Source organism: Vibrio sp. Isolate22 (assembly GCF_022398115.1).
Taxonomy (GTDB): domain Bacteria; phylum Pseudomonadota; class Gammaproteobacteria; order Enterobacterales; family Vibrionaceae; genus Vibrio.
In genome coordinates, this window is record NZ_JAKEUW010000021.1 from 65978 (window position 1) to 80341 (window position 14364).

Annotated in this window: 15 protein-coding genes; 9 read left to right on the forward strand and 6 right to left on the reverse strand. The window is 43.7% G+C overall.

What is annotated here, in order from left to right; all coding sequences use genetic code 11:
* Positions 1–74: 74 nt before the first annotated feature.
* Positions 75–2198, reverse strand: a complete 2124-nt coding sequence (locus tag L1D55_RS13865) for a TonB-dependent siderophore receptor (protein ID WP_239917820.1) — start codon at positions 2196–2198, stop codon at positions 75–77.
* Between the two features lie 206 nt (positions 2199–2404).
* The gene (locus L1D55_RS13870; RefSeq protein WP_239917821.1) at positions 2405–3313 is read right to left on the reverse strand and encodes an AraC family transcriptional regulator; all 909 of its coding nucleotides are present in this window, start codon (positions 3311–3313) and stop codon (positions 2405–2407) included.
* Positions 3314–3530: 217 nt separating this feature from the next.
* Here L1D55_RS13870 and L1D55_RS13875 point away from each other — a divergent pair, with 217 nt between their 5' ends.
* Both L1D55_RS13875 and L1D55_RS13880 read left to right on the forward strand, forming a co-directional pair.
* Positions 3531–4289 carry a siderophore ferric iron reductase gene (locus L1D55_RS13875; RefSeq protein WP_137408704.1) on the forward strand — a complete coding sequence of 253 codons (759 nt, stop codon included), beginning with the start codon at positions 3531–3533 and terminating at the stop codon, positions 4287–4289.
* A gap of 33 nt (positions 4290–4322) precedes the next feature.
* Positions 4323–5108, forward strand: coding sequence for an ABC transporter ATP-binding protein (locus tag L1D55_RS13880; protein ID WP_239917822.1), 786 nt, complete (start codon positions 4323–4325; stop codon positions 5106–5108).
* A 103-nt stretch (positions 5109–5211) separates the two neighbouring features.
* Here L1D55_RS13880 and L1D55_RS13885 read toward each other — a convergent pair whose 3' ends face one another.
* Positions 5212–6405: a multidrug effflux MFS transporter gene (locus tag L1D55_RS13885; RefSeq protein WP_239917823.1), complete on the reverse strand. Its 1194-nt coding sequence runs from the start codon at positions 6403–6405 to the stop codon at positions 5212–5214.
* Between the two features lie 267 nt (positions 6406–6672).
* On the opposite strand from L1D55_RS13885, the gene L1D55_RS13890 reads away from it, so the two are divergent.
* The 4 genes from L1D55_RS13890 to L1D55_RS13905 all read left to right on the forward strand — a co-directional run bounded on the left by L1D55_RS13890 (position 6673) and on the right by L1D55_RS13905 (position 9667).
* Positions 6673–7764, forward strand: coding sequence for a PQQ-dependent sugar dehydrogenase (locus tag L1D55_RS13890; protein ID WP_239917824.1), 1092 nt, complete (start codon positions 6673–6675; stop codon positions 7762–7764).
* A gap of 444 nt (positions 7765–8208) precedes the next feature.
* Complete coding sequence (locus L1D55_RS13895) at positions 8209–8418, forward strand: cold-shock protein (protein ID WP_004737278.1); 210 nt, start codon at positions 8209–8211, stop codon at positions 8416–8418.
* Between the two features lie 117 nt (positions 8419–8535).
* Entirely contained in the window at positions 8536–9075 is a 540-nt protein-coding gene (locus L1D55_RS13900; RefSeq protein ID WP_239917825.1) for a YaeQ family protein, read from the forward strand.
* Positions 9068–9667 carry a hypothetical protein gene (locus L1D55_RS13905; protein WP_239917826.1) on the forward strand — a complete coding sequence of 200 codons (600 nt, stop codon included), beginning with the start codon at positions 9068–9070 and terminating at the stop codon, positions 9665–9667. Before L1D55_RS13900 ends, L1D55_RS13905 begins: the two co-directional genes overlap by 8 nt.
* A 499-nt stretch (positions 9668–10166) precedes the next feature.
* Here L1D55_RS13905 and folE read toward each other — a convergent pair whose 3' ends face one another.
* Positions 10167–10820, reverse strand: a complete 654-nt coding sequence (gene folE / locus L1D55_RS13910) for a GTP cyclohydrolase I FolE (protein ID WP_004737232.1) — start codon at positions 10818–10820, stop codon at positions 10167–10169.
* A gap of 215 nt (positions 10821–11035) precedes the next feature.
* On the opposite strand from folE, the gene moeA reads away from it, so the two are divergent.
* Both moeA and moeB read left to right on the forward strand, forming a co-directional pair.
* Positions 11036–12271, forward strand: a complete 1236-nt coding sequence (gene moeA / locus L1D55_RS13915) for a molybdopterin molybdotransferase MoeA (RefSeq protein WP_239917827.1) — start codon at positions 11036–11038, stop codon at positions 12269–12271.
* A 12-nt stretch (positions 12272–12283) separates the two neighbouring features.
* The gene (gene moeB, locus L1D55_RS13920) at positions 12284–13036 is read left to right on the forward strand and encodes a molybdopterin-synthase adenylyltransferase MoeB (RefSeq protein WP_239917828.1); all 753 of its coding nucleotides are present in this window, start codon (positions 12284–12286) and stop codon (positions 13034–13036) included.
* 54 nt (positions 13037–13090) lie between these two features.
* Here the strand turns inward: moeB and L1D55_RS13925 are convergent, their stop codons facing one another.
* Positions 13091–13417 carry an EAL domain-containing protein gene (locus L1D55_RS13925; protein WP_239917829.1) on the reverse strand — a complete coding sequence of 109 codons (327 nt, stop codon included), beginning with the start codon at positions 13415–13417 and terminating at the stop codon, positions 13091–13093.
* 7 nt (positions 13418–13424) lie between these two features.
* Positions 13425–14021 (reverse strand): EAL domain-containing protein, encoded by a 597-nt coding sequence (locus L1D55_RS13930; protein WP_239917830.1) that lies wholly within the window; start codon positions 14019–14021, stop codon positions 13425–13427.
* 172 nt (positions 14022–14193) lie between these two features.
* Between L1D55_RS13930 and L1D55_RS13935 the strand changes: the two genes are divergently transcribed.
* On the forward strand, positions 14194–14364 hold a 171-nt coding region (locus tag L1D55_RS13935), incomplete at its 3' end, for a transposase (RefSeq protein WP_239917833.1).

Sequence of the window (14364 nt, forward strand, 5' to 3'; positions counted from 1 at the left end):
CTAAATTAAATATTTCTTGATAAGAAAAAGCAGCCCAATGTAAGGCTGCTTTTTAAGTGATATTACTAACTGAATTAGAACTCGTAGTTCACGCTAAGCTCTACAGACTGCTCAGCACCGAACCAACAGTTAGATTGGTCGTAGCACGCGTAATATTCTTCGTTGAAAATATTGTTCACGGCTAGGTTAGCTGTAGCACCAGATAGTGTGTCACTTGCTGCACCTAGGTCATAACCCACCGACAAATCAACAACCGTGTAAGACGGAACTTTACCTTGCGTGTTACTCGCATCCATTTGCATTTCACCCACGTAACGAGCGCCGGCACTGAATCGAGAACCAGCCAACATACCATTAAATACGTTGTAGTTAGCCCACACATTAGCCGTATGTTCAGGCACATAGATCGGTGTCGTGCCCTCTAAACCGTTACTAGAGTCTTCAGTAATTTCCATATCAACATAGGTGTATGCTGCTGCAATATCGAAGCTTTCTGTCGCGAACCAACGTCCTGATAGTTCCGCACCTTGCGATACCACTTCACCCACTTGGATTCTTGGGCCATAAACATTAGTTGGGTCTGTCATCAACATGTCTTGCTTAACGATATGGAATAGAGAAACCGTCGCTTCTTTCGACATATCATCAGACAGGTATTTCACACCAATCTCTGCTTGTTGAGCATTCTCTGGATCGAATTCGTTACCCGCTTTGTCAACACCTGGAGCGGGTTCAAAGCTCGTCGCATAACTTGCGAATGGTGCTAATCCATTATCAAACTGATACAAACCACCTAAACGGTAAGTGAACTGCTTGTGATCGGATTCATGTGCGTAGTAATCACTTTCAGACTTGTAGTGATCGAATCGCGCACCAGCAATCAGCACTAACGCATCCAGACGAATTTGGTCTTGAACGTAGAAACCAAGCTGGCTTGACGTTGTGTCATCTAAGTATTCGCCGGTTTTAGTCACGTCACTACGGTCTAGTAGATCGTTGTTCGGATTCAATGGATCAAAGCTGTTAAAGCCGCTGCCATTCGCACTGTAAGATGAGTAGTTAACATTACCATCCAAGTCTTGGTAATCGATACCAAGCAACAAGTTATGCTCTACTGAACCAACATCGACAATACCGCTCAATTGGTTATCAATAACAAACCCTTTAAAGCTCTCATCGGTAGAGTACAAGTAACGGTCAAGCTGATTAGGTGTGCTTGGGTCGTAGCTCACATGATAAGTGTTCTCTTGATATAAAGAGGCATCGGTATAGCGAGCATTCTGTAGGAATGTCCAGTTGCTATTAAACTCATGGTTGATCTTATAGCCGACCATAAGAACTTCACGCTCAAACTTACTCCAGTTCTTGTCACCCATAGAAACAGATGGATCACTTGCTTTCAGCACATCCAACGGCATTGCCGAGTTGATACCCATTGAAGGGTCATTTTGGTAGTACAGATTGAAGTTGATTAACGTGCTGTCCGTTGCTTGCCAGTCCACAGAAGGAGCAATCAAGTAACGCTCTTCTTCTGCGTTATCAACTTGGCTGTCTTGCTTGCGAGCAAGTGCTATCAAACGGTAAGAAAAGTCACTGTCGCCGAACTGACCAGTAGTATCAATCGACGCTTCTTGTAGATTACGTGAACCTGTTGCAACGCCAACTTTAGTAGATTGCTCCGTTTGTGGCGCTTTAGCGATCATATTGACCATACCACCCGGTGGCATAGCACCATAAAGTACAGAGGTTGGCCCTTTGAAGATCTCTACTTGCTGCATTGCAATCGGGTCAATTTGCGGTTGTAGGTTCCAACCATTCAAGAATTGAAGTGACAGACCGTCGTAGTAGTTAACATTGTTAGTCGCGAAACCACGAATAGAGTAAGAGTCAAACATTGCTACCGAGCTACCTCGGTTTTCAGTTACAACACCCGGTGCATAACGAAGGGCTTGATTCAAAGATTGAACACCTCGTTGCTCTAACTGTTCTTCATCAATAACGGTGATACCTTGAGGCGTTTCTTCAGGCTCAAGTGCCGATTTAGTCGCGGTATTACGATAGGCTTTACCCATAATCGTAACTGTTTCTACATTCGAATCTGCCGTAGGAACGGTCTCTTCCGCCATGGCTTGCGCTGAAAGTGCAGTCAGCAATGCAACTGCTAGTGATGAATACTTAAAACGAGTGTGAGTGGTCATGATTCCCTCGGTACCAATGCTTATTGTAAATAATAATAAATCTCATTTGCATTGTATGTATCTATAGATGGGATAATTAACAATTTGGTGCAAGTTCAAAAAGAACTTGGCCTATTTATAACGAAATAAGGTCAATTGATGATTAAAAACACAATTGACCTTACTTAGTGAATGGCTTTGTAAAGAGTATACTAGACGCGATATGACTACGATTTAATAATAGGAACCCAGTACTCCATCACTGCATCTGCTGCATGAGTTTGATAATCGAGTGGGTATACTTCAAGCTCGTAGCCATCAACACCTCGATAACCAGAACTTGGTAACCAATTGAGTACAAACCAACTCAAAGTATGTCGAAGATTCTCAATCGGACCACAATGTTTAACCACAGCATAGGTTTGCTTTGGAATGTTTAAGATCTCTAGCTTGTCAGAGATAATGCTCGGCAATTGAGGAATTGAAATCTCATCATTCAGTTCAACTCCCGCCCAATAATGAATATTGGTACCATCAAAGCAAGCCTGAGTGAGATCAACCACACCAATGAACTGATAGGCATTGTCGTCAGGTAGTGTCACTTCCCCTTCTAATCGTGACCACAATTGAGGGACTTTCTGTGCAAAATCTTGTGTCAGCGAAAACAGACCACTGATTTCAGAAGTGATGCCTTTCACTAGGAACGACTCTCTTTCCTCAATACGGACTTCAACAAAGCTCAGCGGGCCATTATCAGCGCTGCTCAGCATGTCAGACACTTGTATCGGTTTACGAAGCCCCGTTCTTTTGCCCGCTTTTCGGTACTGACTCGGGCTGGAGCCAAACATCTGCTTAAACGAACGGCTAAAGCTAATTTCTGAATTGAATCCCAGTTCAAGCGCGATATCGATAACTCGCTCTTTGGTATCTAACAGTTCTTCAGCTGCTTGGCTTAACTTAAGCTCTCTGACGTAGTTCGCCACAGTGAGCCCAGTTTCGGCTTGAAACACTCTTTGCAGCTGCCAGCGAGACCAACAGCTCTGTTTCGCAATATCCTCTAAAGATAATGTCGAGCTGAGGTTCGCATGTATATAAGCCAAGACACGGCTGATACGGTCAAATGCAGGAGTGTTCATAGTCACGCTTTTATAATCTCGCTAGTGGCAGCAATTAAGTTAATTCAGAAATACTTTTTATCATTTAAAGAGGCTTTTATCACTTAAAAATGACTAAGACGCACTCAATTTATAAATTCTATAATTAGAGTTCTTCGAGGAGATGCTCCATTTTGTATGGTTATCATCGATAAGGTTCGATATGATAACGCAACTGATTATCATTTACTGGTTTAACATGCTTTCCCAGCTGCACAATATTGCCACTCGTCGTAGAGCTCCTTCTCTACACCAGAAAATCTTCGCTTATTCAAAACAGATTACCCCTTATTTAAGCGGCAGTTATGGTTCTCTGAGCAGCAAAAGTATCGCCATCACAAATGACAAAAGCCACATCGAGATAAAGCGCGTTTACGATGGCTTAGCGGAAAACCATTCCGAAGCAGGTAAAGCTTATTGGTTAACTCGAACCTGGGATTTAGTATGCTGGCAGCCAATCTACGTCACCTTCGTTTCTATCTATGGCCTTCATTCATTGCCAGATATCAAGAATATCGGTCAGTTTAGGTATAAAGAATTCGTCACAGGATACCGCTTCTTTAATGGTGATCACCAACACGGTACACCTGAAGAGTTAATCCCACATGCGGGTCAAGCCATATTGGAACTCACAGAATTTTTTCGCAGCCAGATTAGTGAGTGGACACGCATTCGTCCTGGGTTTACCAACCATTTGCTCGCGGATCTACTGTTGGGTTGTTTGATCAAACTGCAACAGCGCGAGCAAAGCCTGACTAATGAGTACATCACTGAGCAAGCAAGGCTATGGTTAACAGCGTGCCAACTACCAGAGAACCACTTAGACAGCCTCAAAGTCGACGATACAACAGGCTTGCTTAAGCTCGTTAGGGTCAGCTGTTGCTTAGTCTACAAGTGTGACTCTAGAAAATATTGCGACGATTGCCCTAGACACCCAGACAATAAGAAAACCGCTTAACACTATCACTTAATCTAAAAATCCAGGACTAACATGTTTCAGCTTTCAAATATAAAAATGGTCCGTGACGAGCGCACCATTCTCTCAATTGACGAGCTTTCTATTCCAACAAATGAACTTACGGTCGTTCTTGGTCACAATGGTTCTGGTAAATCGACGCTGGTTAACTTGCTCTCTGGTCAAATGGCACCTGATCACGGCACAGTAAAGTTGGATGGCGCTTCTATCTCTTCTCTCAAAAGCAAAGACTTAGCCAAGAAGATTGCGTATTTACCTCAAAAGCTCCCTGCTTCGGCAGGCTTAACGGTCGAAGAATTGATTCGTTTAGGACGTTTTCCTTGGCGCGGAGCGTTTGGTCGTTGGAACTCTGAAGATCAATCCATTATTCAACAAGCTATGGATAGAACAGGCGTTACCAAGTTTTCACAAGCTTTAGCGGATGACTTATCCGGCGGTGAACGCCAACGAGCGTGGGTTTCAATGTTGCTCGCCCAACAGTCTCCAGTCTTGATTCTCGACGAGCCAACATCCGCGCTAGATGTTCATCACCAGTTCCAACTGATGGGTTTGCTGTCAGAGCTCAATAAGAAAGAAGACGTTGGTATCATCGTGATTCTGCACGACTTGAATCTTGCACTGCGTTACGCGACACACATAGTCGCCCTAAAGAAAGGTAAGATCGCCTTTGAAGGCAGCGCTGATCAGTTGCTTAATGAACAGGCCTTATCTGAGCTCTATGAGTCCCCTATTCGACTGATCGACCATCCGGTTCCAGCTAAGACTGCAGCCAGTGAGAAAGTCGCCGTGGTTTGCGAATAGCAGATATCTGGGTAAGTGAAACCAAAGCAGTTAGAGCATTAAAAAAGCCATTGAAATTCATCATTTCAGTGGCCTTCCAGTTTAAATTCGAGAACTCATTTAACTAGCTAAGCTGAGCGTCTCTCGCTTCTTGGCTACTAAAGCCACGCAAAATATTCAATAACGTAATCGCCGTGAATAGTGCGATTACCAATGACAGATGCCACGCTTCGCCAAGGCCAAGTTTAACCAACCCCATGCTTACTAGCGAAGACACAACCATTTGGCCACCTCCCGACATCGCAGCCGCTGCACCTGCGTTCTTTTTGTAAGGCAACATCACCAAAGCTTGAGCACAAGGTAACGCGATGCCATTCCCCAGTATCATCAAAAACTGACCGAGCATCAGATAGAGCGGCTCAAGTGGGCAGAAGAACAGCCACAATGCTGCCGAAATGTGTAACACAGGCGTGCATAACAGTGTTTTCTTATTACCTAACATTGGACGGATACGGTTACACAAACTTGTCCCGCCAAGCATACCCAACGCAGGAATAACCGCCCACATCGCGTATTCATCGGATGTCATTCCGATTTGGTTCTGCATGATGAATGGCATCACCGATACTGTGGTGATCATGAGACTAAAGTTAAGCCAGCCAATGCTCGCAAAGCTCATAAAGTAGCGAGAAGTGAGTAGCTCTTTGTATTGCGATGCCATTTTCTTCGGTGAGGGAATCGGCGACATCTGTACAACGGTTTCTTTGAATTTAAACGCCAACACGACCCAAGCTAATGAGACATAGCCAAGCAGCGAGATAAACACCATACTCCAGCCAAAGTGGAAGTTGATAAAGCCACCGATGACGGGCGCAATAAGCGGTGTAATCGACGCAACCATCGCAATGTAAGACATCGCTAATGGTAAGTCAGCCCCGTTGAATCTATCTCGTGTGGAAGCGCGAGCCAATACAGCACAACAGCCTGTACCTAACCCCTGTAGGAAGCGCCCCATCACCATACTGGTAAGAGAGTGGCTGAAGAAGATGATCATCAACAAGCCAAGCATAGCGAGTAGTAAGCCACTCAATAGTACCTTTTTACGCCCTAAAGCATCTGAAATTGGACCATAAACAAACTGCGAAGGTCCGAAACCTAGCAGGTAGACACTCACCAACAACTGGGCTTGCTCTAGCGAGACATCAAAGTCCTTTGCGATCCAAGGTAAAGAAGGAAACACCAAACCCATACTGAGTTGACCGATACTGATGACCAAACACGCCATCAAGATCGACTTAAAATCAAATCGACGGCTCATGAGGCTGTACACGCAATTAAAAGGTTTGCTTTATCAACCTCACAACATAGAGATATAGAAGATAGAGAGAATGTTGCAGGTATGATATTCATGGTGCTCCGAAAGGATCGATTGGACTGTCGCAGAGTAAACATACGTTAGCTCGTATAATCATACAACACTGGCTGAACTAAATATGTGAATAGTCACTTTTCACACACCTTAACTTTCCGCCTCTCGCTGACACGCGCTAGACTAACACTAAACCGCAACAATGAAGGGACTTCAATGAACACTTATCACCGTATTCTCACCTCAGCTTTGGCACTGGTTGTGTCTGGTCCCCTTGCCTCAACAACGGCCTTTGCTTGGCAAGCTGAGAAGATCACCGATGGGCTCGTGATTCCATGGGGGCTCGCCTATGTAGACGAAGGATCCATGCTAGTCACAGAAAAAGAAGGTGTGATCAAACATGTTGATTTGAAAACCGGTGACCAGAGCACACTGTTCAGGCTTCCCAATATGTGGGCAAAAGGTCAAGGTGGAGCGTTAGATATCACCTTTTCGCCCTTTGAAGAAAACAGACTCTATATCACTTACAGCAAAAACATCGATGATGAAGGTGTAACCACACTCGCTTCTGCTGATTACAAAAATGGTGAAGTGTCTAATTGGCAAGATGTATTCGTTTCAGAATCGAGAACCGACACAGGTCGTCACTTTGGAAGCCGCATTACCTTCGATGATAACCACCTCTACTTTTCCATTGGCGACCGTGGAGATCGAGACAACGGTCAAAACACCTTAACTCATGCTGGCTCGATATTGCGCTTGAATGCAGACGGAAGCACACCAAGCGACAACCCATTTGTAAACAACGACAAAGTTCTCAACGAAATCTGGAGCTATGGCCACCGAAACCCGCAAGGACTGTTCTACGACTTTCCTACTAAAAAGCTGTGGTCGATTGAGCATGGTCCACGTGGTGGTGATGAAATTAACCTAATAAAAGCGGGAGCAAACTACGGATGGCCTGTCACATCTCATGGTAAAGAGTATTGGGGACCAATCAGCGTTGGTGATTCGGAAACTAAAGAAGGCATCGAAGCACCTAAAAAGGTCTACATTCCTTCAATCGCCCCTGGCAGCTTAGTGGTTTATCAAGGGGATAAGTTCCCAGAGCTCAAAGGAAAACTATTAGCAGGCGCACTTAAACTTACCCATATCAATGTGGTAACGGTCAATGAGCAAGGTGATGCGACTGACGAGCAACGTATTCTAGAAGACCTAGGCGAAAGAATCAGAGACATCGAAACCTCACCAGATGGGGATATTTTATTTAGTACTGACAATGGCAACCTCTATCGCCTAAAAAGGTAGCAACGCCATTAAAACAATCAGCACAAATATTAGATGATTTTATAAATAAAGCCGTTAAATACGGTGCTTCAGGTCAATTTAGCGGCTTTCTTTTCCGTAAGCAGAGTATGTAAAAAAAGTGCAACCACTCTAATTTTGTCATCAAACTTACCTATGTTTTTCACAAAAACGACAAGAAATCACCATACAACTGTAACTACATGATATTTAAGGAATGCAAAGTTTGACTACCCCCAAGTTTCTGCAACCTTTCACTATGGATTCGATTGACTATCCCCTGATTTGATTTAGACTCGATTTCGGCTAGAAAGAAAGTTCTTTGTATATAAACATTTCGTTGGATTACTAGTAACCCCGTTGTGTTGTACGCAATAGCAATAAACTTTTCCACGCTATCAGTGCCACAATTGGCTCACTATAAAAATTAATTTTAGGGATAACATCATGTCTAACACAGTTACTGGTACAGTAAAATGGTTCAACGAAACTAAAGGCTTCGGTTTCATTCAACAAGAAAACGGTCCAGACGTATTTGCACACTTCTCTGCAATCACTGGCGAAGGTTTCAAAACTCTTGCTGAAGGCCAAAAAGTTGAGTTCGTAGTATCTCAAGGTCAAAAAGGCCCACAAGCTGACAGCATCAAAGTACTTTAATTTAGTATTTTAAAGCTTTCTAAAAATAGCCAGCCTCTGCTGGCTATTTTTTTACCCGCTATTCAGAGATTTAAGGTAAGATTCCCCTTCACTATTTTTACCTAAGACACCGCACCAATGGCTCTTAAACCGACAATCTACAAGTTTCGTATCTCTTTAACTGATATGAACCGCGACTATTACGACTCTTTTAATCTAACGATTGCACAGCATCCTTCTGAAACAGAACATCGTATGATGGCTCGTATCATGGCATTTTGTATCAATGCTTCACCAGAGCTTCAATTTACTAAAGGGTTGTCGACTATCGAAGAACCTGATTTGTGGCAGAAGTCTTTAGATGACCAGATCCTTGAGTGGATCGATGTGGGTGAACCTGACGCAGAACGTGTTAAGAAAGCCACTCGCCTGTCAAAATCTGTTCGTGTGTTCAGCTTCAACACTAAATCAAACGTTTGGTGGGAGCAGAACAAAGGTAAATTCGGTTACCTGAAAGCCCAAATTGTTCGTCTAGACAATGATGGTATTGAGCAACTGGCTGCAATGACAGAGCGTACTATGGACCTTTCAGTTATGCTGACGGGCAACTCTGCATTCGTTAATAGCGACACACAATCAGCTGAAGTTACGTGGGAAGAGCTACAGAGTAATGACTGAGCTTCCAACCAGTAATCAGCAAAAGCTAGAAGAAAACCAACAAGCTAGAACAAAACTTCACGTTTGCTTGAAAGAGTCAGGTTTAGATTCAGTAACTGCGATTGCAACGGGTTTCGAGAAAGAGCTCTCGTCTTTTATCGACGAAAACCACGCTCTGTTTAAACACGCTTGTGAGAATAAGCCTGATAATTCAGCACGTCAGACACTGCTTGGTCTACTGACCAAAGAACATATCGATGCCAGCTATCGTTTTGAGAGCAATAAAGACGCTAGCGAAGCGATGCAAAGTGTTTTCGATAATACGGTAGGCAGTGAGCATGGCGACAAGTTTCAAAACTCTAACTCTCAGCAGTTAAAGTTGGTAACGCATTTATGGTTGTTCATTCAAGGTCGACTCGGTATGGATTACAGCCTAGCTAATGATCACGCGGCAGCGACCGCCAAGCTACTGTCTCGATTATCAAGAAGCACAGACGATGAAATTCGTGTTGAGTTCATGGCGAGTTTCTATGATGGCTTGAACATCTATCAAGCAGAGAATAAGCCGTCCGGTTTTATTCATAGTTTAAAGCGTTTGTTTAACCTGTCGTAAGCACGCCACCAGCTAAAATTAAATTTGCGCTTTGCACTATGTAGAGCGCATCTCTTCCCAACCACCTTTCCCACTATTACCTCTAAACATGAGATTCCCTATTACGCTCGTCCCTCGCTTTAGGGAATGACGGAGGTGCGTGCCAAAACTTGTTGAGTGCGTTTCACTCAGACATTTTCACCACTGTTCTCAAGATTGACCTGAATAAACTCGTCGAAATTCTCCGTCACTCTCAACATACACTTGAGTCAAATCCCTTAATATCCTCCGTCATCCCCGAGAAGGAGGAACGACTGAGTCGGGGATCTCATACATAGTCAGAAAACTACGCAGACAAACATACTCCCTACTTACTCATTCTGCACTTTCGATAATGACCACATTCGCAGCCATTACAATTAACTTTATTACAGGCACAAAAAAGCCCCGCGAGTGCGAGGCTTAGAATCTTAGTTGCCGATTTATTGAGGCTAAATCGTGCTTATCACATCACTGGCGATTAACGTAAGCCGTGTAAAAACTCGTGACGAGTCGCTGGGTTAGATTTGAAAATACCACCCAGTGCTGTCGTTGTTGTTTCGCTGGTTGCGTCCATTACACCGCGTGATTTCACACAATAGTGAACCGCATCCATGGTTACAGCAACATCTTCTGTTTCAAGCAAGGTTTGCAAAGCGACAAGGATTTGCTGAGTCATACGTTCTTGAACTTGTGGACGCTGTGCAAAGAAGCGCACGATACGGTTGATCTTAGACAGACCAATGATTTTACCACGAGGGATGTAAGCGACAGCTGTCTTACCATCAATCGTCACCAAGTGGTGCTCACAAGTACTGGTCACGGTAATGTCTTTTACACGTACCATCTCACGAACGCCCATCTTGTTTTCAATTACGGTAATTTTAGGGAAATTTGCGTAATCTAAACCAGAGAAAATCTCATCCACATACATTTTAGCAATGCGGTGTGGCGTTTCTTCCAGACTATCATCCGTAAGATCAAGTTCGAGTAGAGTGAGAATCTCACGCATATGGTGCTCGATTCGTTCCTTTTTCTCTTCTCGGCTAACCTGGTTAGGACTCATTGGCGTCTCTAAACCGCGGCTTGCTAGCGCATCTTTAACCAACTTCGCTGATTCGCTAAGACCTGACATTGAACTTCCTCTTTTGTTACCCCTTCTGGATGGCAAACAAGGATACTCGGAATTTTGAATAAATACACCCATATTTTAAGGGAGGTCATTATTTACGGGGGCTAAACTGTGCTAAAGTGGCTTCAATTTCGTTGACGAAAAGCGTGTTTTAATCATTATTGAACCACCATTGCCAACCACAAAATCAAAACAATAACGATCAAAGGATTTCAATTATGGGCTGTTGCGACGCTCCGGGCTTAATGCCAATTGAAGAAGCACTAGATAAGCTGCTGTCACCAATCAAACCTATTAAAACGACTCTAACTCTGCCATTGGCAGATGCATTGGGCTACGTTCTTGCTGAAGACATACTCTCCCCTATTTTTGTACCTCCTTTTGATAACTCAGCAATGGACGGTTACGCACTGCGTTTAGCTGACCTAGAGAACGGTAAAGTACTGCCATTGGCGGGTAAGTCTTTTGCGGGTCAGCCATTTGAAGGCGAATGGCCAGCAAACACCTGTATTCGCATTATGACAGGCGCTAAAATCCCGGAAGGTTGTGATGCAGTCATCATGCAAGAAAATACTCGTGAAACCGATGCAGGCATTGAAATTCAGCAAGACGACATCAAACTGAATAATAACATTCGTCCTACGGGTGACGACATTAAGCAAGGTGACATCGTTCTTAGCCGCGGTGAACGTTTAACGCCTCGTGACATTCCAATGATCGCTTCACTTGGTGTGAGTCATGTGATTGTTGCACACAAACCGAAAGTCGCTTTCTTCTCTACTGGCGATGAGCTAAAACCGCTAGGTCAGCCTCTTGAAGATGGTCAGATCTACGACAGCAACCGCTACGGTATCAAACCACTGATTGAAGCGTTTGGTTGCGAAGCCATTGACCTAGGTATTATCCCTGATTGCCCTGCAACGCTTAAAGAAACTTTTGTAAAAGCGCAAGAATTGGCAGACGTAGTTGTCACTTCCGGTGGCGTAAGTGTCGGCGAAGCGGATTACACCAAAGACATTCTTGAAGAGCTTGGCGAAATCGGCTTTTGGAAACTAGCAATCAAACCGGGTAAACCGTTCGCATTTGGTGAACTAGACAACACTTGGTTCTGTGGCCTACCGGGTAACCCAGTATCAGCGATGATGACGATGTATGTTTTGGTTCAGCCTATGCTTGCTAAACTTGCAGGTCACACTGCATGGACAGCACCAGAATCGATCCCTGCTATTACTAAATCTGCATTTAAAAAAGGCCCTGGCCGTACTGACTATCAACGTGGTATCTACTCGATTGAAAATGGTCAATTTGTGGTAGAAACAACAGGTAACCAAAGCTCTGGCGCTTTCCGCTCAATGAGCCTAGCAAACTGCTTTGTGGTACTAGAGCGCGAACGTGGTCGTGTTGAAGTCGGTGAAACGGTTCAGATTCAACTGTTTAACTCGACGCTTTACTAACGAGGCTTGCTGATGGAAATTTTGTCTGATGCGGAAATGCTTCGCTATAACCGCCAGATCATTCTCAAGCAGTTTGATTTTGAGGGTCAAGAAGCACTGAAACAGAGCTCGATTTTGGTGTTAGGTGCCGGCGGCTTAGGCTGCGCCTCTGCTCAATACCTTGCGACCGCAGGCATTGGTAAGCTGACATTGATCGACGATGATATTGTTGAGCTTTCAAACTTGCAACGACAAGTACTTCACACCGATGCTGATATTGGTAAGAAGAAAGTCGTTTCAGCCGCTGAATCATTACAGGTGTTAAACCCACACCTTAGAGTTGAAACGGTCGACCACAGACTTGATGACGAGGCACTAGCAAAGCTCATTGAAGCGCATTCGTTAGTACTTGATGCCAGCGACAACGTTGAAACGCGCAATCAATTGAACCGCTTATGTTACGAATCTAAAACGCCTTTAGTTTCTGGTGCTGCGATTCGCATGGAAGGTCAGATTAGCGTATTCACTTATCAAGAAGAAAATGCACCTTGTTACCAGTGTTTGAGCGCTCTGTTCGGCAACGCAGCACTAAGCTGTGTTGAAGCTGGTGTGATGGCGCCTGTTGTTGGCATGGTGGGCGCAGCTCAGGCTTTGGAAGCGATCAAAGTTATCGCTAAGTTTGGACAACCAAAACAAGGTAAACTTTTGATTCTCGATGCCATGTCACACAGCTGGCGTGAGATGAATTTGATGAAGATGCCGGGTTGTTCGGTGTGTGGTAAGTAATAAAAAGAGCCAAAGCCCATTGAGCTGGCTTTGGCTCGTTACCCTAATACGTTGTTAATGATTAGAAGTATATTCAGAAGCGACGTAATCTAGCTCCTTTTGCTCTGCGAGCATCTCAACTACGATTTCTGGTAGTAATGGAACCCCATGAAGAAAGCCTTGCTGGTTAAAGCCGCCTAGAGCTTCCAGAAACGCACATGTGTCTTTATTTTCAACACCCTCATAGATAATACGCGCGTTTTTTACCGAAACGAGCTTCTTAACTTCATCGATTTTTTGCATATAATCAATGTTGTGGCAAAGCCCCCATGTAATGGTTTTATCTACCTTTATCTCACTAATAGGCAATTTTACAATACGTTCAATATTCGATGCTTCCATCCCAAAGTCATCTATAGAGATCTATAGAGATCTCAAAACCATTCAACCTAAGTCGTAAAATATTTGCCAACAATTCTTTTTCAATATTGCCGGAAAAACCCTTTTCCGTCAGCTCTACAACGATAGTATGCTCAATACCCTGCTTATAAATATCAAGTAGGTTATCGACAACAGATTCGTCAATCAACAAATTAGGATCGATGTTAATCGAGAACCTCAACGATTTATCCAGTTCACTGAAGTGAAGGTGATAATCCTGAATGAATTTATTTATCACGATATTGGTAAAAACTTTTTGCTTTCCCAGCTCTTCAATTACTGGTAAAAAATAGCTCGGTGGAAGTAAGGTCCCGTTTTCATCAGACCATCGTGACAACACTTCAAACCCCGAAATAACATTTATATCCGAAATAATTTGCGGCTGATAAACCAAGTTTATGGGAAAATCATCATCAATGATTGTCGCACGATGACCAAAGCCATGCTCGCCTTTAGTTATGGTTTCAACTTCAAGTGTTTTATCAACCAACTCGCTTATTTGGTTAGCCCAAATAGGCTTTTCTAATGAAGCGACAACATTTAACTCATAGAGCTTTCCAAGCATACTCACCGAGCTAACAATAGATTTATCCAAACCTGAAGTAATGATTATTTTAGACTCAATATTTTTTTCGACATCATACTCAAGAGTTCAAATCGGCGTTGTTGACTAAATCCGTTGGAACCTTTTCTCAGTCCTGCGATCTGATCCCATGTAGTAGAAGCATGGTGTTGTTATGGGTAAGTCGAAGAAGAAGATAGCGAACTGGAGTGAGTATAATGAAGCCTTGTGCAAGCGAGGCTCAGTAACGTTTTGGATTGACGACTCAGCCGTTGAAGCATGGCAATGTAAAAGTCACCATGGTAAACGAGGTAGAGGCTTTCAATTTTCTGATACTGCTATTGAA